19 protein-coding genes are annotated in these 23,384 nt (G+C 65.3%); 10 read left to right on the top strand and 9 right to left on the bottom strand.

The genetic code is table 11. The annotated features are described in order from the left end of the window. Window positions 1-3: 3 nt before the first annotated feature. The 4 genes from urtB to JYK05_RS09735 all read right to left on the bottom strand — a co-directional run bounded on the left by urtB (window position 4) and on the right by JYK05_RS09735 (window position 5,624). Entirely contained in the window at window positions 4-1,620 is a 1,617-nt protein-coding gene (gene urtB, locus JYK05_RS09750; RefSeq protein ID WP_206466779.1) for an urea ABC transporter permease subunit UrtB, read from the bottom strand. Between the two features lie 78 nt (window positions 1,621-1,698). After that, window positions 1,699-3,006 (bottom strand): urea ABC transporter substrate-binding protein, encoded by a 1,308-nt coding sequence (gene urtA / locus JYK05_RS09745; protein ID WP_206466778.1) that lies wholly within the window; start codon window positions 3,004-3,006, stop codon window positions 1,699-1,701. Window positions 3,007-3,397: 391 nt separating this feature from the next. Then, the gene (locus JYK05_RS09740; RefSeq protein ID WP_206466777.1) at window positions 3,398-4,174 is read right to left on the bottom strand and encodes an SDR family oxidoreductase; all 777 of its coding nucleotides are present in this window, start codon (window positions 4,172-4,174) and stop codon (window positions 3,398-3,400) included. Window positions 4,175-4,184: 10 nt separating this feature from the next. Continuing rightward, complete coding sequence (locus JYK05_RS09735; RefSeq protein ID WP_175945266.1) at window positions 4,185-5,624, bottom strand: aldehyde dehydrogenase family protein; 1,440 nt, start codon at window positions 5,622-5,624, stop codon at window positions 4,185-4,187. Window positions 5,625-5,813: 189 nt separating this feature from the next. Here JYK05_RS09735 and ppa point away from each other — a divergent pair, with 189 nt between their 5' ends. Then, window positions 5,814-6,341, top strand: a complete 528-nt coding sequence (gene ppa, locus JYK05_RS09730) for an inorganic diphosphatase (RefSeq protein ID WP_175944678.1) — start codon at window positions 5,814-5,816, stop codon at window positions 6,339-6,341. An 89-nt stretch (window positions 6,342-6,430) separates the two neighbouring features. Here the strand turns inward: ppa and JYK05_RS09725 are convergent, their stop codons facing one another. Then, window positions 6,431-6,715: a GIY-YIG nuclease family protein gene (locus JYK05_RS09725; protein WP_206468267.1), complete on the bottom strand. Its 285-nt coding sequence runs from the start codon at window positions 6,713-6,715 to the stop codon at window positions 6,431-6,433. Between the two features lie 149 nt (window positions 6,716-6,864). On the opposite strand from JYK05_RS09725, the gene JYK05_RS09720 reads away from it, so the two are divergent. The 5 genes from JYK05_RS09720 to JYK05_RS09700 all read left to right on the top strand — a co-directional run bounded on the left by JYK05_RS09720 (window position 6,865) and on the right by JYK05_RS09700 (window position 14,042). Then, window positions 6,865-8,007, top strand: coding sequence for a GNAT family N-acetyltransferase (locus JYK05_RS09720; protein WP_206466776.1), 1,143 nt, complete (start codon window positions 6,865-6,867; stop codon window positions 8,005-8,007). A 69-nt stretch (window positions 8,008-8,076) separates the two neighbouring features. Beyond that, window positions 8,077-10,131 (top strand): NAD(+) synthase, encoded by a 2,055-nt coding sequence (locus JYK05_RS09715; RefSeq protein WP_206466775.1) that lies wholly within the window; start codon window positions 8,077-8,079, stop codon window positions 10,129-10,131. 130 nt (window positions 10,132-10,261) lie between these two features. Then, a complete protein-coding gene (glnK, locus tag JYK05_RS09710) occupies window positions 10,262-10,600 on the top strand; it encodes a P-II family nitrogen regulator (protein ID WP_008342452.1) in 339 nt (112 codons plus the stop codon). 117 nt (window positions 10,601-10,717) lie between these two features. Continuing rightward, window positions 10,718-12,475: a cation:proton antiporter gene (locus JYK05_RS09705; RefSeq protein WP_206466774.1), complete on the top strand. Its 1,758-nt coding sequence runs from the start codon at window positions 10,718-10,720 to the stop codon at window positions 12,473-12,475. 136 nt (window positions 12,476-12,611) lie between these two features. Beyond that, window positions 12,612-14,042 (top strand): gamma-glutamyl-gamma-aminobutyrate hydrolase family protein, encoded by a 1,431-nt coding sequence (locus JYK05_RS09700; protein WP_206466773.1) that lies wholly within the window; start codon window positions 12,612-12,614, stop codon window positions 14,040-14,042. A 74-nt stretch (window positions 14,043-14,116) separates the two neighbouring features. Here JYK05_RS09700 and JYK05_RS09695 read toward each other — a convergent pair whose 3' ends face one another. The 3 genes from JYK05_RS09695 to JYK05_RS09685 all read right to left on the bottom strand — a co-directional run bounded on the left by JYK05_RS09695 (window position 14,117) and on the right by JYK05_RS09685 (window position 16,635). Further along, window positions 14,117-14,809 (bottom strand): DUF2968 domain-containing protein, encoded by a 693-nt coding sequence (locus JYK05_RS09695; RefSeq protein WP_175944666.1) that lies wholly within the window; start codon window positions 14,807-14,809, stop codon window positions 14,117-14,119. Between the two features lie 48 nt (window positions 14,810-14,857). Continuing rightward, window positions 14,858-15,883, bottom strand: a complete 1,026-nt coding sequence (locus JYK05_RS09690) for a hypothetical protein (RefSeq protein ID WP_175944664.1) — start codon at window positions 15,881-15,883, stop codon at window positions 14,858-14,860. Between the two features lie 233 nt (window positions 15,884-16,116). After that, window positions 16,117-16,635, bottom strand: coding sequence for a GNAT family N-acetyltransferase (locus JYK05_RS09685; RefSeq protein ID WP_206466772.1), 519 nt, complete (start codon window positions 16,633-16,635; stop codon window positions 16,117-16,119). A 187-nt stretch (window positions 16,636-16,822) separates the two neighbouring features. Between JYK05_RS09685 and JYK05_RS09680 the strand changes: the two genes are divergently transcribed. After that, window positions 16,823-18,118 (top strand): MFS transporter, encoded by a 1,296-nt coding sequence (locus JYK05_RS09680; RefSeq protein ID WP_206466771.1) that lies wholly within the window; start codon window positions 16,823-16,825, stop codon window positions 18,116-18,118. 75 nt (window positions 18,119-18,193) lie between these two features. Here JYK05_RS09680 and JYK05_RS09675 read toward each other — a convergent pair whose 3' ends face one another. After that, window positions 18,194-20,044: a tetratricopeptide repeat protein gene (locus JYK05_RS09675; RefSeq protein ID WP_206466770.1), complete on the bottom strand. Its 1,851-nt coding sequence runs from the start codon at window positions 20,042-20,044 to the stop codon at window positions 18,194-18,196. A 116-nt stretch (window positions 20,045-20,160) separates the two neighbouring features. Between JYK05_RS09675 and JYK05_RS09670 the strand changes: the two genes are divergently transcribed. The 3 genes from JYK05_RS09670 to JYK05_RS09660 all read left to right on the top strand — a co-directional run bounded on the left by JYK05_RS09670 (window position 20,161) and on the right by JYK05_RS09660 (window position 23,380). Next, entirely contained in the window at window positions 20,161-20,511 is a 351-nt protein-coding gene (locus tag JYK05_RS09670) for a metalloregulator ArsR/SmtB family transcription factor (RefSeq protein ID WP_241269900.1), read from the top strand. A 25-nt stretch (window positions 20,512-20,536) separates the two neighbouring features. After that, window positions 20,537-21,544, top strand: a complete 1,008-nt coding sequence (locus tag JYK05_RS09665) for a cation diffusion facilitator family transporter (protein WP_206466768.1) — start codon at window positions 20,537-20,539, stop codon at window positions 21,542-21,544. 87 nt (window positions 21,545-21,631) lie between these two features. Beyond that, window positions 21,632-23,380: an FAD-dependent monooxygenase gene (locus JYK05_RS09660; protein WP_206466767.1), complete on the top strand. Its 1,749-nt coding sequence runs from the start codon at window positions 21,632-21,634 to the stop codon at window positions 23,378-23,380. Window positions 23,381-23,384 lie beyond the last annotated feature (4 nt).

Raw genomic sequence — 23,384 nt, 5'->3', positions numbered from 1 at the left:
GGTTCAGGCCTCCGCGCTGCGGCCCTTCAGGGCGAACATGCCCTGCGGACGCTTCTGGATGAACAGCACGATCAGCACGAGCACCGCGATTTTCGCGAGCACCGCGCCCCAGAACGGCTCGATCGCCTTGTTGACGAGACCGAGCCCGAAGCCGCCGATCACGGTGCCCGCGAGTTGGCCTACGCCGCCGAGCACCACGGCCATGAACGAATCGATGATGTAGCTCTGCCCGAGGTCAGGGCCCACGTTGCCGATCTGCGAGAGCGCGCATCCGCCGAGCCCGGCGATGCCCGCGCCGAACGCGAACGCGTACGAATCGACGCGTGCGGTCTTCACGCCGACGCACGCGGCCATGCGGCGATTCTGCGTGACGGCGCGCACGAAGAGGCCGAGCCGCGTGCGCGTCAACACGGCCCATGCAATCAGCACCACGGCGAGCGAGAACGCGAGAATCGTCAGGCGGTTATACGGCAGGATCAGGTTCTGCATCACCGCGACGCCGCCGCTCATCCAAGAGGGATTCGTGACCTGCACGTTCTGCGCGCCGAATATCGTTCGCGTCGCCTGAATGAGGATGAGACTGATGCCGAAGGTCGTCAGCAGCGTTTCGAGCGGACGACCATAAAGATGCTTCAGCACGAGCCTTTCCAGCACGATGCCGACGAGCGCCGCCGCAACGAACGACGCGGGCACCGCGAAGAGCGGATACCAGTTGAACGCCGCGGGCGCGTAATGCTGCACGAGGTTCTGCACGACATAGGTCGCATAAGCGCCGATCATCAGGAATTCGCCGTGCGCCATGTTGATGACGCCGATCAGGCCGTACGTGATCGCCAGTCCCAATGCGGCCAGCAACAGCACGCTGCCGAGCGATAGACCGGCGAACAGCGTGCCCGCGATTTCGCTGCGGCGCTGGATAGAGTCGAGGGCTTCGATACCGGTTTGCGCCGCCGCGCGCACGCGTTCATCGGGTTCATTGAAGCTGCCATCGCTTTTCTTCGCGACGATGGGGCGCAGCAACTCATACATGTCGAGGTCATGCCGTGCTGCGACGAGTTGCGCGGCTTCCAGGCGCTTGTTCACATCGGGATCATGCAGCGCGGTCATCGCCCAGAGCGTGTCGAGGCGCTTCTTCAACTCGGCGTCGGTCTCGGCGGCGCGGGCGCGATCGATGAGCGGCTTCATCGACGCGTCGGGGTTCTTCAACAGCGCGGCCACCGCTTCGCGGCGCTTGCCCACGTCCGGCGATGCGAGCTGAAGACCCGATAGGGCGCCTGCCACTTTCGTGCGCAACTGGTTATTCAGCGTGATCGCCTGCGCATCGGGCGCTTCCGCGATCTTGCCTGTGATGGCGTCCTTGTTGCCCTCGTCGGTCTGCACATAGACATGGCCGTTATCGGTGGCGACGAGCGAACCGTCCGCGAGCGCGTTGAGCACGGCGACAGAAGGCGCATCCGCGTTTGCAATGAGCTTGTCGATGGCGGCGGACTTGGCCTGATAGTCATCGCCCGCGAGCGGCGCGAGTTCGTCGGCCGTGAGCGCGTGTGCCACGAACGGCGTAAGCGCGATGCAGACCGCGAGCATCGCGCGAAAGAAGGGGAGCACAACGGAGCCTTTCATAAGGGCCTTTCTGACGAGACTTGAACGGCCGCGCGCAACGTCGAGTCACGCGCGGCCTTGCTTCATGCTTCCGATGCGTCAGGCCACACGCACGCGCGAGCGCCGCAGGAACGACGGAATGGAGGTGACGACATCCGGCTTGCCCTGATTGCCCGCGATATAGGGACTCCACGGCTGAGCGCGGATTGCGGTCTTCGTCTTCCACACGACATTGAACTGACCGTCGCCGCGAATCTCGCCGATCATCACCGGCTTGTGCAGATGATGGTTGCCGTCCATCGTGAGCGTGAAGCCCGAAGGCGCGGCGAAGCTCTGGCCGATCATCGCGGTGCGGACCTTGTCCACGTCCGTGCTCTTCGCTTTCTCGACGGCCTGCTTCCACATGTGAATGCCGACGAAGGTCGCTTCCATCGGATCGTTCGTCACGCGCTTGTCGCCGCCCGGCAGGTTCTGCGTCTTCACCCATTCGGCGAACTGCGTTTCGAACTTCTTGTTGCTCGGGTTCTTGACCGACATGAAGTAGTTCCATGCCGCGAGATGGCCGACGAGCGGCTTCGTGTCGATGCCGCGCAGTTCTTCTTCGCCGACAGAGAATGCGACCACCGGCACGTCCGTCGCTTTCAGCCCTTGATTGCCGAGTTCCTTGTAGAACGGAACGTTCGAATCCCCGTTGATCGTCGAGACGACCGTGGTCTTTCCCCCTTGCGAGAAGGTCTTGATGTTCGCGACGATGGTCTGATAGTCGCTATGACCGAACGGTGTGTAGACCTCCTGAATATCTGCATCCTTGACTCCTTTCGAATGGAGAAAGGCGCGCAGGATCTTGTTGGTCGTGCGCGGGTACACGTAGTCGGTGCCGAGCAGGAAGAAGCGTTTCGCGCTGCCGCCTTCCGGTCCCATCAGATACTCGACGGCGGGAATGGCCTGCTGGTTGGGCGCGGCGCCGGTGTAGAACACGTTGCGCGACATCTCCTCGCCTTCGTACTGCACGGGATAGAAGAGCAGGCCGTTGAGTTCCTCGAACACGGGCAGCACCGACTTGCGCGACACCGACGTCCAGCAGCCGAACACGCAGGCGACCTTGTCTTGCGTGAGAAGCTGACGCGCCTTTTCGGCGAAGAGCGGCCAGTTGGAAGCGGGATCGACGACGACGGCTTCGAGCTGCCGCCCCATCACGCCGCCGTTCTTGTTGATATCGGCGATGGTCATGAGCGCGGTGTCCTTGAGCGATGTCTCGGAGATCGCCATGGTGCCGGAGAGCGAATGCAGCACGCCGACCTTGATCGGACCGTTATCCGCGGCTTGCGCCTTGGAGATGGGAAGCTGGCCTGCGAGGGCGAGCGCGCCCGACATGGAGCCGAGCTTCAGCAGACTGCGTCGTTTCATTGATGTGTTCCCCTTGCCGATGTGTTGTGTTGCTCCGTGGGAGCAGAGATGAGGCGGGTCTTTTGACGTGGTTGACGACTGACCGGCGGGGAAAGAATTGCAAGGGGTATGCCAATGGGCGTTCAAGTCAAGGCTGGCGGGGATTTGCGGGGGTTATGCGATGGTTTGGTCTGGCAAGCGCGATAGCTCGCTGGACCCCGTTTGGTGCACAAACAATGGGGCTTGCATTGTTCCGGTGCGGGACTGTTTTTTCTTGCGCCTCGCTTTGTCGATCGACGCGACGTTGTCCTCCTGGGTGGCCTCGCGCCGGTCCTTCTATGCTGCCGCCGCGCCAGAGGGCCGGGCGCGAGCAGACCGACGCGAAGTTCGATGACACACGGGCACATCCCCCTCAAACACACCTCCCCCCATCCACCTCCAACGCCACCCCCGTAATAAACTCCGCCTCATCGGAAGCCAGATAAAGCGCCGCATTAGCAATATCCTGCGGCGTCGACAGCCTGCCGAGCGGAATCGTCGCGAGAAACTTCTGGCGATTCGCGGGCGTATCCTCCATGCCCATGAATTCGGAGAGCAGCCCAGTCTCGCCCATCACCGGATTGATGCAGTTCACGCGAATGCGGTCCGGGCCCAGTTCCACCGCCAGCGCCTTGCTCGCGACGATCACCGCTGCCTTGCTGCCGTTGTACCAGACGAGGCCGGGACGCGGCCGCACGCCCGCCGTCGATGCAATGTTGATGAACGCGCCGCCGCCTTGCTCGCGGAAATACGGCACGAACTGCTCGACGCTCCAGTAGATGCTCTTCACGTTCACCGCATACACGCGGTCGAATTCGGCCTCCGTGACATCCAGCACCGGCTTGTTACGGTGCGTCGTGCCCGCATTGTTCACGACCACCTGCACGCTGCCGAAGTCCTGAATCGCGGCATCGAAGAGCGCCTGCCAGTCCTCGCGCTTCGTGACGTCGCCTGTGACCGCGATCGCGCGTCCATGCGTCGCCGATGACGACGACCCGAGCGCGATCTCGCTCGCCACCCGCTCGGCCGCCGGGCCGTTCAGATCGTTGACCACCACGTTCGCGCCTTCGCGTGCGAACGTCTTCGCAATGCCTTCGCCGAAACCCGAGCCCGCGCCCGTCACGATCACCGTTTTGCCTTGCAGTCGCATGTCGTCTCCTTTACCCGTGTTTGATGGCAATAGTCTTGAGCGTCGTGAAGCCATACAGCGCCTCGAAGCCTTTCTCGCGTCCGTGCCCCGAATGCTTGACGCCGCCGAACGGCAATTCGATGCCACCGCCCGCGCCGTAGTTGTTGATGAACACTTGCCCCGAGCGCACGCGGCGCGCAAGACGCATCTGCCGCGCGCCGTCGCGTGTCCAAATCGCCGCGACCAGGCCGTAGTCCGTGCCGTTCGCGAGTCTGAGCGCGTCGGCTTCGTCGTCGAAGGGCATTGCGGCGAGCACCGGGCCGAACACTTCTTCGCGCGCGAGACGATGCGTCGGCGGCACATCGCGCAAAAGCGTCGGCGCCTGATAGAAACCCGCTTCGGGCGCGTCGGCGACGACTTCGCCATGCGCGGCCATCGCGATACCGTCGTGCTGCGCATCGGAGAGAAAGTCCCACACGCGCTGCTGCTGCTTCGCGCTGATGAGCGGGCCGCAGTCGAGATCGAGCTTGCTCGGGCCGACCTTCAGCGCCGCGAACGCCTCTGATAACCGGTCGATCAGCGGCTCGTAAGCCGCGCGTTCGATCAGCACGCGGCTGCCCGCCGAGCACGTCTGTCCCGCGTTCTGCACGATGGCCGCGACGAGCACGGGCAGGGCGGCGTCGAAATCGGCGTCGGCGAAAACGATCTGCGGCGACTTGCCGCCCAACTCCAGCGTGACGGGAACGTGGTTGTCGGCGGCCATCTTGGTGACGGCCGCGCCCGTCGCGGGGGAGCCCGTGAACGAAATATGATCGATGCCCGGATGACGCGCGAGCGCCGCGCCCGCTTCGTGGCCGTAGCCGGTGACGATGTTGAGCGCGCCATCGGGCAAGCCCGCTTCGGCGGCCAGTTCCGCGACGCGCAACAGCGACAGGCACGCGTCCTCGGCAGGCTTGACGACGCAAGCGTTGCCGGTGGCGAGCGCCGCGCCGACGCTGCGTCCGAAAATCTGCAGCGGATAGTTCCACGGCACGATGTGCCCGGTCACGCCGTGCGGCTCGCGAATGGTCAGCACGGTGAAGCCGGATTGATACGGCAGCGTCTCGCCGTGCAGCTTGTCGGCGGCGCCCGCGTAGAACTCGAAATAGCGCGCGATGCCGGTGGCATCGGCGCGCGCCTGCTTGAGCGGCTTGCCGGTGTCGCGCGCCTCGATTTGCGCGATTTCCTCGTGGCACGCAGCGATGAGCATCGAGAGCCGCGCGAGAATGCGGCCGCGCTCGGCTGCGCTCGTCGCGCCCCAGACGCCGTCGTAGGCCGCGCGCGCCGCGCTCACGGCGCGGTCGATGTCCGCGCTCGTGCCGCGCGCAAGCTCCGCAAACACTTGCCCGTCCGATGGATCGACCACGGGAATGGTCTCTCCGCCCGATGCCGCGATCCACTGGTTGCCGATGAAATGCTTCGCTTCCTCCATGCGCGTCTCCTTGTCGGTTCGTTCGCTCACTGTGGTCGAATCGATTATCACGCACCCGGTTCCCGGGGCGCCTTTGGCTATAATGCCTGAGTGTTTCACGTCGCAGCGCCCGCGTTCCATTCGTGACGCGTCCCAGAGCGCCGCATCCGTTTTCCCGGTTTCCGAACTCAACTTCTCCAGAGAGTGCTCATGAGCTTCAATAACGTACCTCCCGGCCGTGATCTCCCGCAGGATTTCAACGTCATCATCGAAATTCCCGCGCAAAGCGATCCGGTCAAATACGAAGCGGACAAGGACATGGGCCTGCTCGTCGTCGATCGTTTCATCGGCACCGGCATGCGCTATCCGGCCAACTACGGCTTCATTCCGCAGACGCTGTCGGGCGACGGCGATCCGGTCGACGTGCTCGTCATCACGCCGTATCCGCTGCTCGCGGGTTCGGTGGTGCGCGCGCGTGCGCTCGGCATGCTGCAGATGACCGACGAATCGGGCGTGGACGCGAAGCTGATCGCCGTGCCGCACGACAAGGTCTGCCCGATGACGGCGAACCTCAAGTCCGTGGACGACGTGCCCGAATTCCTGAAGGATCAGATCAAGCACTTCTTCGAGCAGTACAAGGCGCTCGAAAAGGGCAAGTGGGTGAAGGTGGAAGGCTGGGCGGGCATCGACGCCGCGCACAAGGAAATCACGGAAGGCATCGCGAATTACAAGAAGTAAGCGCGTTTCTTTTCGCGATCAACGCCGCCGTCCGTTCGCCGGGCGCGCGGCGTTTTGTTTTGATGCGCGGTGCGGAGGTTTGAATGGCGTCAGCCGGCTTCGACGCGCGGCAGCACCGATTCCAGCGTGCGTTCGCCCGCGATCAACGCGCGCTTTTGCTGCACCGGCAGGCGCTTGACCCAGTACTCGGCGCGCGACGCCTCCGATCGTCCCGCTACCTCGAACGACGCCACCACGCGCAGCGGTTTCTTCGCCCGCGTATAGCGCGCGCCCTTGCCGCTCGCGTGCGCGGTGAATCGCGCTTCGACATCCGTCGCGATGCCGGTGTAGAGACTGCCGTCGTCGCATTCGATCAGATAGAGAAACCACGGCATCGCGTATTTATATGGCTCAGAGACTTCGATGCCGCGCATTATCGCCGATGCAGCCGCGAGAGCGCCCCGACGCCTTCGCGCGACTTGCGCGAGAATAGCCGCTTTCGGGCGCGCGAGCGTCCATCGGTCCATTCTGCGAGGGTGCCTGCTTGAATCGCGAGATCGAAATTCATGTGGTCGATACGCTCGACGACATTCCGGCCGACGACTGGAACCGGCTCGCCGGCGACAATCCATTCGTGCGGCACGGCTTCTTGTCCGCGTTGCAAGAGACGCAATGCGCGGTCAAGCACACCGGCTGGCGCGCGCATCATCTGATTCTGGAGCGCGGCGGGCAGTTCGCGGGCGCGATGCCGCTGTATCTGAAGTCGCATTCGCGCGGCGAATACGTGTTCGATCACGCGTGGGCCGACGCCTTCGAGCGACACGGCCTGCGCTATTACCCGAAGGCGTTGTCAGCAGTGCCGTTCTCACCAGTGACCGGTCCGCGGCTCATCGCCGCCGAGCACGAGGACCGCGTGCTGCTCGCGCGCGGGGCGATCGAGCTGACGCGGCGGCTCGACATCTCGTCGCTGCATGTTTTGTTTCCGCACGCGCAGGACATCGAGGCGCTCACGGACGCCGGCTACATGCTGCGCGAGGGCGTGCAGTTTCACTGGGAGAATCTTCCCGGCGACGGTTATGCGAGCTTCGACGCGTTCCTCGCGACGATGAGCCACGACAAGCGCAAGAAGGTGAAGCAGGATCGCCGCCGCGTGATGGAGGCGGGCGTCACCTACACATGGCTGCGCGGCGCGCAAATCGACGCGCGCGCGCTCGACTTCTTCTACGACTGCTACGAGAACACGTACCGCGAGCACTGGAACGCGCCGTATCTCTCGCGCGAGTTCTTCGGCCGGATTCATTCGGATGCGCCAGAAAGCATGCTGCTCGTGATCGCCGAAGCGGACGGCCAGCGGCTCGCGTGCGCGCTCAACATGATCGGCGGCGACGTCATGTATGGCCGCTACTGGGGCACGCGCGAGTTCATCTCGGGGCTGCACTTCGAGACGTGCTACATGCAGGGCATCGCGTATTGCATCGAGCACCGGCTTGCGCGCTTCGAAGGCGGCGCGCAGGGCGTGCACAAGATGTCGCGCGGGCTTCTGCCGACGCCGACGTGGTCCGCGCACTGGATCGCGGACGAGCGCTTCCGCGAAGCCATCGCCGAGTTCCTCGACGCGGAAACCGAAGCGATGGATCAGCACATCGAAGAGCTCGAAGCGCACACGCCGTTCAGAAAGAAGGGCTAGAACTGCGATAATCGTTGCGGCTCTTTCCACGCCAAACAACGCTCCCACGCGCCGAAGGTAACGACGACCATGAGCAAGAACTTCTTCAATCTGTATAGCCACGACTTTGCGCGCGTCGCGGTCGCGATTCCGAACTGCAAGGTCGCCGATCCCGCGTTCAATGCGGCCGGGACCATCGAACTGGCGCAGCAGGCGGCGGCGCGGGGCGCGGTGCTCGTCGCGTTCCCCGAACTGGGCTTGTCCGCTTATAGCTGCGACGATCTCTTCCATCAGCGCGCGTTGCTCGACGCCTGCAAAGACGCGCTGCAAAGCATCGTCGACGCATCGAAGTCGCTGAAGGTCGCGATGATCGTCGGCATGCCGCTGCTCATCGAGCACAAGCTCTTCAACTGCGCGGTCGTGATCGCGGATGGCGTCATTCGCGGGGTCGTGCCGAAGAGCTACCTGCCGAACTACGGCGAGTTCTACGAAGCACGGCAGTTCAGTCCCGCCGATGCGGCCACCACGCACACGGTCACGCTGTGCGGACAGGAAGCGCCGTTCGGCGCGTCGCTGCTGTTTCAGATCAAGAACCTGCCGCTTTTCCGCTTCCACGTCGAGATTTGCGAGGACGTGTGGGTGCCCATTCCGCCGTCGTCGTTCGCGGCGCTCGCCGGCGCTACCGTGCTCGTCAATCTGTCCGCGTCGAATATCGTCGTGGGCAAGTCGGCGTATCGGCATCAGCTTGTCGGGCAGCAGTCCGCGCGCTGTATCGCCGCGTATCTCTACACATCGGCGGGCGAGGGCGAATCGACCACGGATCTCGCGTGGGACGGGCAGGGCCTGATCTACGAGAACGGCGAGATGCTTGCGGAATCCGAGCGATTTTCGGGCGAGTCGCACATCATCTTCGCCGATGTCGATCTCGAACGGCTCTCGCGCGAACGCATGCGGCAAACCACGTTCGGCCGATCGACGCAGCGGCACGCCGATGAAGTCGCGCAGTTCCGCGTGGTCGAATTCGAACTGCCGGCGCCCGTGGACGGCACCTTGGCGCTCGAACGGCGCGTGCAGCGTTTCCCGTATGTGCCGGCCGATGCCGCCCGCCGCGACGCGCGATGCAACGAGGTCTACAACATTCAGGTGCAGGCGCTGCTGCAACGGCTGCGTTCGTCGGGCATTTCGAAGGTCGTCATCGGCGTGTCCGGCGGACTGGACTCGACGCATGCACTGCTCGTGTGCGCGAAAGCGATGGACCGCCTCGGCCTGCCGCGCTCGAACATCCTCGCCTATACGATGCCGGGCTTCGCGACGAGCGAGCGCACGCTCAGGCAGGCGCGCGAGTTGATGGAAGTGATCGGCTGCACGGCGGAGGAAATCGACATTCGCCCGAGCTGCACGCAGATGCTCGCCGATATCGGCCATCCGCACAGCGACGACAACCAGCAATACGACATCACGTACGAAAACGTGCAGGCTGGCGAGCGCACGAGCCATCTCTTCAGGCTGGCGAATTTTCATAATGCGATCGTCGTCGGAACGGGCGATCTCAGCGAGCTTGCGCTCGGATGGTGCACGTACGGCGTGGGCGATCACATGTCGCACTACAACGTCAACGCGAGCGTGCCCAAGACGCTCATCACGCATCTGGTGCGGTGGGTCGCGGAGTCGGGCCAGATCGGCGATGCGGGCAGCGACGTGCTGGAGAATGTCCTCGCCACGGACATCAGCCCGGAACTCATCCCCGGCAAGGCGAGCGGCGCGCTCGAACAGAAGACGGAAAGCGTGATCGGCCCGTACGAGTTGCAGGACTTCAATCTGTACTACACGGTCCGCTTCGGCTTCGCGCCGTCGAAGGTCGCGTTCCTCGCGTTCACGGCATGGCGCGACCGCGAGGCGGGCGCGTGGCCGGAAGGTCCGAACGTCGCGCGCAATCAGTATGGGCTCGCGGATATCCGCAAGAATCTGCGCATCTTCCTCGACCGGTTCTTCCGCACGAGTCAGTTCAAGCGGTCCTGCATTCCGAATGCACCGAAGGTGGGCTCGGGCGGTTCGCTTTCGCCGCGCGGCGACTGGCGCGCGCCGAGCGATTCGCAGGCAACGGTCTGGCTCAACGATCTCGAACGCGTTCCGGAGAGCGAGTGAGCGCGCAACTCGCGCTTATCGCAGTTAACCCGGCCGATGACTCGATGAAAGGCGGCTAGAATCGAAGGCATCGGTCGCGCAAGCGACGACACTTTTCCTGAACCGTCTGTTTTCCGAAGCGAGGTCCGCCATGAAACGCATCACCGCCATCATCAAACCGTTCAAGCTCGACGAAGTTCGCGAGGCGCTCGCCGAAGTCGGGCTGACGGGCTTGACGGTCACGGAAGTCAAGGGCTTCGGACGCCAGAAAGGGCACACCGAGCTCTATCGTGGTGCGGAGTACGTGGTGGACTTCCTGCCGAAGGTGAAGATCGAGGTCGTCGTCGCGAACGATCAGACCGATCAGGTCATCGACGCGATCATCGGCGCGGCGCGCACCGGCAAGATCGGCGACGGCAAGATCTTCGTGGCCGACGTCGAGCGCGTGATCCGCATCCGCACCGGCGAGGAGAACGAAGCGGCAGTCTGATCGTCCCACGCTTCTCGCCTGCCACGCCCGCTCACCGTAGCGGGCGTTTCTTTTCGGCGTCCGCGCATCTCCTGCTGTAACATCGACTGCCTATAATCTTCTTGTAAGGATCAGTCGATGCACCACGCGATCGGCTTCATTCAGGATCTCGCCGTGCTCATGGCCATCGCGGGCGTCGTGACGGTGCTGTTTCATCGCCTGCGGCAGCCGGTCGTGCTGGGCTACATCGTGGCGGGCGTCATCATCGGGCCGTACACGCCGCCGTTTCAGCTCATCAACGACGAAGCCACCATTCAGACGCTCGGCGAACTGGGCGTCGTGTTCCTGATGTTTTCGCTCGGGCTCGAATTCAGCCTGCGCAAACTCTTTCGCGTCGGCGCCACGGCGTTCGTCGCGGCGCTGTCCGAGATCGTGCTGATGATCTGGATCGGCTACGAAATCGGCCGCTGGTTCGGCTGGAGCGCGATGGATTCGCTCTTTCTCGGCGCGATGCTCGCCATCTCGTCGACCACGATCATCGTCAAGGCGCTCTCGGAACTCGGCCTGAAAGGCGAGGGCTTCGCGCAACTCGTGTTCGGCATTCTGATCGTCGAGGACATACTCGCCATCGCGATGCTCGTGCTGCTGTCGGGCATCGCCCAGACGGGCGCGGTGAGCGCGGGCATGGCTGCGGTGACGCTCGGCAAGCTGCTGCTCTTCATGACGGTGTCGCTCGTGGTCGGCATCGTGGTCGTGCCGCGCGCGCTCGATTACGTGGCTCGTTCTAGAAGCGACGAGATGCTGCTCGTCACGGTGCTGGGCTTCTGCTTCGGCTTCTGTCTGCTGGTCGTCAAGCTCGATTATTCGATCGCGCTCGGCGCGTTTCTGATCGGCGCAATCATGGCCGAATCGAAGCACCTCGCGCGCATCGAGCATCTCATCGCGCCAGTGCGCGACATGTTCTCCGCGATCTTCTTCGTGACCATCGGGCTCTTGCTCAATCCGTCGGTGCTGGTCGATTACGCGTGGCCGATCGCCGTCATCACGGTGGCGGTCGTGCTCGGCAAGATCGTGTCGTGCGGGCTCGGCAGCTTTCTCGCGGGCAAGGACGGACGCACGGCGATGCGCGTCGGCATGAGCGTCGCGCAGATCGGCGAGTTCTCGTTCATCATCGCGTCGCTCGGGCTGTCGCTCAAGGTGACGAGCAGCTTTCTCTATCCGATCGCGGTGGCCGTCTCCGCGCTGACGACGCTCTTGACCCCGTATCTGATGCGCGCCGCCGATCCGCTCACGCTGCGCCTCGCGCGCGCGATGCCCGCGCCGCTCGCGCAGACCTTCGGCGCTTACTCGCAATGGCTCGCGAGCCTCGCGCCAGCCTCCGAGGGCGCGACGCTCGTCGCGATGACGAGGCGCATCGTGCTGCAGATCGCCGTGAATCTGGCGCTCGTCGCCGCGATCTTTCTCGGTGCATCGTACGCGGCGCCGTTCGCATCGAGCCATCTCGCGCGCTGGCTCGAAACGGACAACGCGCAGCGCGTGGTGCTGTGGAGCGCGGCGCTCGTCATTGCGCTGCCGTTTCTGGTCGCGGTGTATCGCAAGCTGGAATCGCTCGCGCTGCTGCTCGCCGAAGTGAGCGTGCAGCCGGCAAAAGCCGGGCGCTTCACGCACGCCATCCGCTCGGCCGTCTCGGGCCTGATTCCGATCGTCGCGATGTTCGGCGTCTTTCTGCTCGTCGCTGCGCTGTCGGGCGGCATTCTCCCGCCGTTCGGCCTGATGCTCGGCGTGCTGCTGTGCGTGGCGCTCCTTTTGACTGTCTTGTGGCGCTGGTGCGTGAAGATTCACGCGACCATGCAGATCGCGTTGCGCGAGACGCTGCAGGAGCCGCGCGATCACTGAGCACGATCACTGAGCGCGTGACATCGCTCGCGATAATGTGAGCAAATGTGTGCTGGTTTGCTTCGCCCCGTTCGATGGGCGGATAATCGAAGCCTCTCCATTCTCCTAGTGGCGCTTTTGTGCGCCTGAAATCGGGATGAGCGAAAAGAACACGTCGAACGACTCGGGCATCACCGGCAACAACGACATTTCCAACACGGCGGCGTCGCGAGGCGCGGACGCATCCGCCGCCGCACAGGCGAGCGCGCGGGCATCGACGGATGCGCCTTCGAGCGCGTCCACCGTCGAGCCCGTGGACCGCAACGCGGCGCGGCGCGAAGAGGCGCAGCAAACCGCCCGCGATGCGCGCGCCCACGTCGCGAGCGCGACCGCCGCACAGGAAGCCGCGGCTCGCGCGGCGAGTGCGGCGACTGCGGCAAGTCCGGCACGCGCGGAACGTGTCGACGCCAAGACGAGCCTCGCGCAGAACCTCGAAGCCGCCACCGAAGCCGAGGCGCAAAGCACGCAGGCCGAAGCCGTGCTGCAAGCCGAGGCCGCGTTAGAGGCCGAGGCGGAAGTGCAGGCCGAAGCCGCGCTTTCGCGGCCCGCCGCCGGCCTGCCTCCGGAATTCACCGCCGCGCCGGATTTCGGCAAGTTCAATCCGCCGCCCATTCCGCCGCAGTCCGCCACCGAGACGACGGCGCCTCAGCCCGCCTATCTGAAAACGTCGGATTCGGCGTGGTCGGTGTTCGGCCGCATCGTTGCGGCGCGGGCGCGCCAGATCTTCGACCGGGCCGGGCAGCGCATCACGCAACGCACGCTGCGCATCGGCGTCTCGGCGCGCATTTTTCATCCGGAGCCGGGCGCGAAGGGCTTGCGCGGCAAGACGTTGCAGTATCTCGAGGAATCCATCGCGCATTGGGTCATGTCGCGCGACGTGCTGGTGTTCATGATTCCGACGGTCGGTCATCAGGGCATGCTGCATCCGAGCAATATTCGCCTGCGCGACTACGCGAAGCATCTCGACGGCTTGCTGCTGCAAGGCGGCGCGGACGTCTCGCCGCAGTCGTACGAAGAGGCGACCACGCGCCCGGAATGGCCCGGCGACCGCGTGCGCGACATGTACGAACTGGAACTGCTGCACGAGTTCGTCGAATCGGGCAAGCCGGTGCTCGGCGTGTGCCGTGGCTGTCAGCTGATCAACGTGGCGTTCGGCGGCACGCTCTACGGCGATATCGCCACCGACGTCCCGACTGCGGGCATCCACGTCAACGAGCATTACGACCAGCATCGTCACTCGATCCGCTTTCCGGACGGCTCGTCGCTCGCCAACATGTTCCCCAATCGGCGCGAAGCGATCGTGAATTCGATCCACCATCAGGCCGTGCGGACGCTCGGCCGCGATCTGAACATCGAGGCGGTATCGTCGTCGGATGGGATTATCGAGGCGGTGCGCTATCGCAAGGCGCCGTTCGTGGTCGGCGTGCAGTGGCACCCCGAGTTCCATCGCGCGGGCGGCGACGAACTGCTCGATTGCACGCCGCTTCTCGATACGTTCCTGCGCGTGGCGCGCGAAACGCGGTTCTAGGCGCGCGGTTTCTAGCGTGCAAAAGCACAAGGCCCGCTGCGTCTGAGCGGGCCTTGTGCTTTCTCAACTTGCGATCACCGCAGCGGTGTCGGCGGCGCGGACGTCAGGCCAGCCTCGGTCGCGCGCTGAAGCTGCTCCACTTGCTGCTGCAACGCATGCAGCTTGCGCTCCGCTTCGAGCTTGTCGGTTTGCAATGCGGCGGATTCCGCCTGCAGCTTCTGCTGACGCTCCGACACCTGCGAGTCCTGCTGCTGCGCGAGCGCGAGATCCGCGGACAAGCGGCTCGCCCGGTTCGACGACACCGCGATCACGCGTTCGAGCAACGCCGTCTGCGCCTGCAACTGCGCGCGGCGAATTTCGCCGTCCGCGAGTTCGTAGCTCTTGCGCGCGAACTGAGCGTAGAGCGCTTCGGCGCGGCTTTCGTCTTGTGTCTTGACCACGCGCCACAGATGCGTTTCCTGCTGAAGCGCGACGTAATAGACCATCTCCTTCGGCAGGAAGTAGAGCTTCGCGCCGTAACTCGCGTTACGCGCGGCGCGCAGTTCGGTGACGCTGCCCGCCTGCACGAGTTCCTGCAATTCGGCCAGATTGCCGGCGGTGGGCGCGGAGCCGTCCGCTTTCACGTCGGATAAGTCTTCGGCAGGCCAAGGGGCTGCCGCAGCTTGCCCGGCCTTCGCGACGGGCGCAGCGAATGCGCTGGCGAAGGCGCCGAAGACAGACAGAGCGACAGCGAGCGTCGCGGTACGGATAAAACGTGAGTGCTTCATGTTGGCGTGATGCCGATAAGGTTGGCGGGCGGCGCGGGCCGTCCTGATCTAGTTCGAGGGGGCGTCGGCGGAACGGTGGTCCGCTCGCGACACCGCGTTGCTGTCGAGCGTCGGCGAGTGCTGGAGCACCGCGTAGAGCGCCTCGACGTTCATGGCGTTGGTCGGACTTTTCGCATTCGTCGCGCTGGTGATTGCGTTGTGGCGCGGCTCACCGGTTCGCGCGGTGATCTGCCTGCCGCGAGCCGTCGCGACGTGCGATGCTCGCTTTCCATGTGCCGTCGATGCCGCCACGCGCGCATGCGCTTGCCGACGCGACGCTTTGACCGGCGAGGGCGAGGGCGAGGGCGCCGGCGAGCCGGCGCGGGCGACGCTGCGCCACTTCATGCCCGCGTGGCGGACGTTGATCGTGCTTGCATTGGGTTGAGCGGCGCTGTTATCCACGTGCGATGCCGCCTGAACCGCGCTCGCAGGCACCGGCTCCCCGGCAACGACCTTGGCCTCGACGGCGGAGGCCGCGTGCGCGACGATGCGCGTCGTTTCGACCCTTGCGGGCGGCGTCGACTGAACAGGCGCCGCCGCCGATGCGAGCGCCGCCGGTTCATCGCTTGCCGGACGGCGTTGGTAGCCGAAGAGCAGCCACGCGATCAACGCGGCGCACGCAATGGCGATGACCGTGCGAAGCGGCTTATGCGAGGCGGCTGCGCGGTTGTGCTCGACCGCCGGCGCGCTGACCGCGATCGGAATGGGCGCCGCGCCGGCTGGCGCTTCCTTGCCGTGCGCCGCCGACGGTTCCGTCGCCTGCATCAGTTGCAGCATCTTCCGGCGAATCTGGCCTTCCGAGAACACGCCCCACAAGCTGGCCGCGCGATACGGCGAGCTCGCGTCCGACAGGCGCGCTGCTTCGACGTAAGCGGTCTCGAAGCGCGCCGCGCTGATCGGAACTTCGGAGTCCGAGCGAACGGGGCGCGAGCGCACGGGCGACCACTCGCGACCGAACGTCAGCGACGGATCGGCGATGGGGCGCAGCGGCGGCAGGCGCAGCTTGCCTTCGATGGCGATCAAAGGTTCGGTCATGGAGTTTCCAGAAGCATGGGGCCGCATGGGGCAGCACGCGGGACCGGGCCGCGTTGAGGCCCGGAGTGCGTCGCGCCCGGCGGTGGACGGACTTCGGACGCGTCCTGCGGCAAAGCCGAAGATGACCCGCGATCATACGAAACGCCCGCGCGCCATGCGACAGGATTACTCCGAAAGACGATTTTTTATAGGACCGCTGATTGACGAATGAGGGTGGCTGTGGTTGCGAGCCGTCAGGAAAATGCGCGCACGTACCGGAGACAGACGACATCGACGCCGCCCAGCTTGTCCTCTTCGCGTCCCGAGCGCGTCCAGCCGCGCGATTCGTAGAAGCCGATGGCGGCCGTGTTGGCTTCGAGCACCGACAGATGCAATTGACGCGCGCCGCGCGTTCGCGCCCACGCGGCGGCGGCATCGAGCAGGACGCTGCCCACGCCGCAGCCGCGAAACGCCGGCAACGCGTGCAGATTGTCGATCAGCGCGCTGCCGGTTGCGTCCGGCGCTTCGACGCATACGAAGCCCGCAGGCTCGCCATTCGACTCGGCGATCAGCACGCACCCCGCGCCGCGCGCGATGTCCTTCATGCGCGTCTGCCAGTGTTTCGCTCGTTCGAGAGGCAATGCATCGTCGAGGTAAGCGTCCGGAAGCGTGCCGCGATACGCCGACGCCCAGCTTCGCGTATGAATCGATGCAATCAACTCCGTATCGTCCACGCCGGCTTCGCGAAGGTTCGATTGAGTAGGTGTAGGCATATAGTCGGCAAACAGTAAGGCGAAATTAATGCTAGTAGACGGAAATTACGCGAACTTCGTGCAGCAACGCGTGTGCAGGCGTTAAGATTCCGGTAGACCCACTCTTACAAATAATGTAAGGGGTTAACCCTAAGAAATCGGGATTCGCGGCCTTATGCCGCGCTCTCGCCAAGATTCGAGAAAGTTCATGTCCACGACCCACGTTGCACCCGCCAATGAATCGAAGTTCAAGACGGTCTTTCGCGTCGTCAGCGGAAACTTCCTTGAAATGTACGACTTCATGGTTTATGGCTACTACGCCTCGGCCATCGCCAAAACGTACTTTCCGAGCGGCAACGAGTTTGCCTCGCTCATGCTCGCATTGTCCGTCTTCGGCGCGGGCTTCTTGATGCGCCCAGTCGGCGCCATCGTGCTCGGCGCGTACATCGACCATCATGGCCGGCGCAAGGGCCTCATTCTCACGCTGACGCTGATGGCGATCGGCACCGCATGCGTCGCGCTCGTGCCGGGCTACGCGACCATCGGCGCACTCGCGCCGATCGTCGTGCTCGGCGGGCGGCTGCTGCAAGGCTTTTCGGCGGGCGTGGAACTGGGCGGCGTGTCGGTGTATCTGTCCGAGATCGCGACCAAGGGCAACAAGGGATTCTATTGCTCGTGGCAGTCCGGCAGCCAGCAGGTGGCGGTCGTGTTCGCGGCGCTCATCGGCGTGATCATGAACCGCGCGCTGCCGCCCGAGCAAATGGGCGCGTGGGGCTGGCGCGTGCCGTTCCTGATCGGCTGCCTGATCGTGCCGTTCCTCTTCATCATCCGCCGCTCGCTGCGTGAGACGGACGAGTTCCTCGCGAGAAAGCATCGCCCGGACATGGGCCAGATCGCGCGCTCGATCATGCAGAACTGGCCCGTCGTCATCGCCGGCATGGGCATGGTCATCATGACGACGGTGTCGTTCTACATGATCACCGCGTACACGCCGACCTTCGGCAAGGAAGTGCTGAAGCTGTCCGCCATCGACGCGCTGGTCGTCACCGTGTGCGTCGGTCTCTCGAACCTCGTGTGGCTGCCGGTGATGGGCGCGTTGTCCGACCGCATCGGCCGCCGTCCGGTGCTGCTCTTCTTCACCATCGCGACGATTCTCACGTCGTATCCGGCGGTGCAGTGGCTGGTCGCGGACCCGTCGTTCGCGCGCCTTCTGATGGTCGAACTGTGGCTCTCGTTCCTGTACGGCAGCTATAACGGCGCGATGGTCGTGGCGCTCACCGAAGTGATGCCGGTCGACGTGCGCACCACCGGCTTTTCGATGGCCTACAGCCTCGCGACGACCATCGGCGGCTTCACGCCCGCCATCTCGACGTATCTGATTCACGCGACCGGCAACAAGGCCGCGCCGGGTCTGTGGATGGGGCTCGCCGCCGTGTGCGGACTGATCGCGACGCTCGTGCTGTATCGCTCGTCCGAGGCGCGCAACCAGTACAAGGCCGCCTGAGTTCGTTCCGAAACTTCTGCGTAGAACGCCTCGTGTCTGCCTGACGCGAGGCGTTTTTTATTGGCGCGACGCAAATCAGCCGCGCAATGCGGCTGCGACTTGTGCGACCACGCCTTGCCAGTCGCCCGGCGCGCGCTGCCGCACGAGTCGCGCGTTCCGATACCACGCGCTGCGTTCGCCATCGACGCCCCAGCGCCAGTCGGCCGCGAACGGCAGCATCACCCATACCGGTTTGCCGAGCGCGCCCGCCAGATGCGCGACCGACGTATCCACGCTGACGACCGCATCGAGCCGGTCGACGATCGCGCCCGTATCGGCGAAATTTTCGAGCCTTCCTTCCAGGCGATGAATCGACTTCGCTTGCGGATGCGCGAGCAGCACCGCGCGTTCGTCTTCGGTGAGAAACGGCTGAAGCACGATCCAGTCGATGCCATCCAGCGCGAAAAGCGGTGCGAGCGCCTCGACGGGCGCCGAGCGCGTCTCGCCGGGCTGCAAACGCCCGGACCACGCGATGCCGATCTTGCGCTTCGCCTGACCGCCGAGCGAACCGCGCCATTTGCGTCGGTAATCGGCCGGCACGACGAGATACGGCGTGCGCGCGGGAAGCGCTTCCGGCGACGTGACGCCGAGCGCGAGCGGCAGGCTCAGAAGCGGGCAGGATGCATCGGCGGTTGCGAACGGAGCATCGGCGCGGCTTCTCAGTTCGATTCGCGCCGCATGCGCGGCCGGTGCCAGAAGCGGCACGAGCGCGGGCTGCACTTCCAGCACCAGCTTGCCGACGCGCTTCGCCGCATACGCCGCGAAGCGCACGAACTGCAGCGTGTCGCCGAAACCTTGTTCCGCGCGCACGAGCAGCGTGCGGCCGGGAAGCGGCTCGCCCTTCCAGCGCGGCAGCGGCGGCGCATTTTCGCTGCCGGGCGTCTTCAGGCGCCATTCGTATTCCGGCAGGCCGCGTTCGTAGTCGCCGGTAGCGAGCAGCGCGAGCCCGCGATTCAGATGCGCGGCGGGCATCTCGGCATCGAGCCGCAACGCCTGATCGAACGCGCGGATCGCGGCGGCGTGCGCCGCGAGCGCGAGATGCGAATTGCCGAGACACAGCCACGCGACCGCGTATTTCGGGTCGAGGCCGACCGCGCGCTCGTAGCACTGCACGGCTTCGTCGTGACGGTTCAGCTTGGCGAGCGCGTGTCCGAGCCCGAAGTGCCCCGGCGCGAAGCGCGGCTGCAAGCGCACGGTCTTCTCTAGCGAGGGCAGCGCTTCTTCGGGATGGCCGCGCGAATCCAGCAGATTCCCCAGGTTGAAATGCGCGGCGACGTAGTCCGGCTCGGCGTCGATGGCCGCGCGGAAGTGCGCAATCGCGCCGAGCGGATCGCCGAGCGCGTTCAGCGCCATGCCCAAGTTGTTGTGCGCGCCGGCGTGTCGCGGGCGCAGGGCGAGCGCGCGGCGAAACGCGCGCGCCGCGTCCTCGTGGCGCGACAGCGCCGCCAGCGCGTTGCCGAAGTTGTTCCATGCGGCCGGATCGTTCGGTTGCACGCGCAGCGCCTTTTCGAAGGCATCGGCGGCGTCTTCGTGGCGGCCGAGCGCCGCGTACGCGTTGCCGAGGTTGTACTGCGCGAGCCCGAAACCGGGCGCGAGCGTGAGCGCATTGCGAAAGCGTTCGATGGCGTCGTCCAGACGCCCGAGCGCCTTCAGCGCGTTGCCGAGATTGAGTTGCAAGGCGGCGTCCGTCGGGCGCAGATCGACGGCGCGCGCGACGAGCGCAGCAGCCTCTTCGTGCTGCCCCTGCTGATGGCGCAGCACGCCGAGGTAGTGCAACGCTTCGACGTGGGAGGGTTCGGCGGCGAGCGCGGCTTGATAGTCGCGTTCGGCTTCGGTCAGGCGGCCGTCACGATGGGCCGCGAAGCCGCGGGCAAATACGGTGTCCATGACGGAGAATTTTTGCAAACCCCGCATTTTCCCACACTGGAAAGCGCCGCTCCCGATTCTTCTGTTGACATGTTGCGACGATGGTAACTAACATGTGAACACCTATTCATATGTTGATGACTCCGTTGGCCTCGCCCCCATTCGCGCTCGGCGGCGCGACTTCCGATGATCGCGTCGTCCCGCTCGCCGACCTTTTCCGTCTGCTCGGCGACCCGACGCGCCTGCGCATCGTGCTGGCCTGCGTCGAGCAGAAGCGCGCGGTCGGCTCCATTGCCGAATCGCTCGGCCTGTCGGGGTCGCTCGTGAGCCACCATTTGCGCCTGTTGCGCGCGGCGCGCATCGTGCGGGCCGAGCGGCAGGGCAAGCAGGTGTTCTATGTGGCCGCGGACCGGCACATCAGCGGCATGCTGGCCGAACTGCTGGAACACGTCGCCGAGCCGCAGTCCGACGCAAGCGACATCAACTGACACCGACTCGAACACCGTCACGCTCATGAGCACGCATACGCATCACGAACACGATCATCACGATCACCACGATCATCACGACCACCACCCGCACGACCATCACGCCGCGCACGAAGGCCACAGCCACGGGCCGGGCGGACATCATCATCACCATCACGCGCCGCAGGCCGGGCAGGGGCGCACGTTCGCGCTCGCGGTCGGGCTGAACCTGCTGATCGTCGTCGTACAGGCGGTGTACGGTCTGCTCGCGCATTCGACCGCGCTGCTCGCCGACGCCGGCCACAACCTGTCCGACGTGCTCGGTCTGTTGCTCGCGTGGGGCGCGGTATGGCTCGGCACGCGCCGGCCGAGCGCGCGCTACACGTTCGGGCTCGGCAGCTCGTCGATTCTCGCTTCGCTCGCCAATGCCGCGCTGCTCTTGCTGGCGTGCGGCGCGATCATCCTCGAAGCCATTCAGCGCCTTCTGAACCCGGCGCCCGTCGCGGGGCTGGACGTGTTCATCGTCGCGCTGGTCGGGCTCGTCGTGAACGGCTTTTCTGCGTGGCTCTTCATGCGCGGGAGCAAGGAAGACCTGAACGTGCGGGGCGCGTTCATGCACATGGCCGCCGATGCCGCCATCTCCGCCGCCGTCGCGGTGAGCGGGCTCGTCATTCTCTACACGGGCTGGAACTGGCTCGACCCGGTGATGAGCATCATCGTGGTGGCGGTCATTTTGTACGGCACCTGGGGTCTCGGCCGGGACGCGATGCGTCTCGCGCTCGCGGCCGTGCCGCCCGGCGTCGACACGGCGCGCATTCGCGGCTATCTGTCGGGGCTGCCCGGCGTGCGCGGCGTGCACGACCTGCACGTCTGGGCGCTCTCGACGACGGAAAACGCGTTGACCGTGCACCTCGTCATGCCGCAGGGCCATCCGGGCGATGCCTTCATGCAGGGCGTCGTGGCCACGTTGCGGCGCGATCACGCGATGCATCACGCCACCGTGCAGGTGGACGTGACGGACAGCGCCTCCGAGTGCGTTTTGCACCAGCGTTGAACCGTCGGAGCGCGAACCGCCGCAGGCAAGCCGGCGTACACTAGCCGGAGACAAAAACCCGCCAAAAACCTGCCGGAGATTCCGTGCATGTTCACGCGCAAGCCGAATTCGAACGACATGCTCGACGTCGCGCCGGTGCTGATCGTCGGTGCCGGACCCACGGGCCTCGCCGCCGCGATGAGCCTCTCGCGCGCCCACGTTCCCGTGCGCCTCATCGACCAGGCGCCGCAGCCTTCGCCGTATTCGCGCGCCATCGGCATCCAGGCGCGCACGCTCGAACTCTTCGAGCAGCATCGCACGGTGGAGCCGTTTCTCGAACTCGGGCATCGGGCGCGCGTCGCCAATCTCTATTCCAACGGCCAGCGCCTCGCGCGGCTCGACTTCGATCCGCTGCAAACGCGCTATCCGTATCTGCTCTTTCTGCCGCAATGCGAGACTGAGCGGCTGCTCGCGGAGCATCTCGCCGAATCGGGCGTGAAGGTCGAGCGCGGCGTGGCGCTGACCGATTTCACGCAAGGCTCGGCAGGCATTCAGGCGACGCTGCGGCATCCCGGCGGGCGCGAAGAAACGCTGCGTCCGTCGTACATGATCGCGGCGGACGGCGCGCATAGCATCGTGCGGCACAGGCTCGATGTGGGCTTCGAGGGCAAGACCTTCGACCAGACGTTCCTGCTCGCCGACGTTCAGGCCGATTACGACTGGCCCGACGACGAATTCCACATCTTCGCGTCGCAAGAAGGGCTGGCCGCGCTCTTTCCGATGGGCGGCGGTCGCGCGCGTCTCATCGCCGATCTCGCGACGGACGCGACGCAAGCGACCTACGAGCCAGCTCCCGCCGACGCGCCGAAGAGCGGTCCCGATCTCGACGAATGCCGCGCGCTCGTCGAGCGGCGCGTGCATCATCGCGTGAAGCTGTGGGACCTCGCGTGGTCGTCGTATTTCCGCGTGAACAGCCGCATGGTGGACCGCCTGCGCGTGCAGCGCATCTTCCTCGCGGGCGATGCCGCGCACGTGCACAGCCCCGCCGGCGCGCAGGGCATGAACACGGGCATTCAGGAAGCGTTCAACATCGGCTGGAAGATCGCGCGGCTGCTCGCGGGTGGCGCGTCCGACCGCCTGCTCGACACGTACTACGCGGAGCGGCATCCGATCGAACGCGACGTGCTGCGGCAGACCAGCATGCTCACGCAGTTGGCGGAAGCCGGACACGGCCCGATGAAGCTGATGCGCGAGCACGTGATGCCCGCGCTCGCGGCGATCGGCCCGCTGCGCGACGCGATGCGCCGCACGGTGAGCGAACTGTCGATCAACTATCGCAAGAGCCCGCTCACGCTCGAACGGGCGCTGGATGGCGGCCCGCGCGCCGGCGAGCGCGCGCCGGATGCGCGCGTGCATGTCGTCGATGGCCCGCTCGGGCGTCTGCCGGGCGTCGGCTGTCTGTACGATCTGCACGATCCCGGCTGCTTCTCGCTCTTCCTGCTCGTCAATCCGACGGGCGAAGACGACATCGCGCTGGCGCCCGCGACCATCACCGTGGCGCATGCGATGCGCGACAGCAATCTGGACGGCCTCGTGCAGTCCATCGAAGCGATTTTTTCCGACGCGGTGCGCGTCTGGCGCATCACGGATACGAGCGGCGACGACGCCCAGTCGCTCACCGAGCACTACGGTCGCACGCGCCCGGCGTTCTACCTCGTGCGGCCGGACGGCTATATCGCGGCGCGCGGGCGCGTGCCGGCCGATACGCAGGCGCTCCTGCGTCATTGCGAAACGTGGTTCGGCGCCGAGCGTCCGGAAAGCGGCAAGCGCGCGGCGGGCGAGTACGCCGAAGACTGACCGC

The sequence above is a fragment of the Caballeronia sp. M1242 genome, from assembly GCF_017220215.1.
Classification (GTDB): domain Bacteria; phylum Pseudomonadota; class Gammaproteobacteria; order Burkholderiales; family Burkholderiaceae; genus Caballeronia.
The sequence above is the reverse complement of the archived record's forward strand: the minus strand, read 5'-3'. Positions and strand labels throughout refer to the sequence as shown.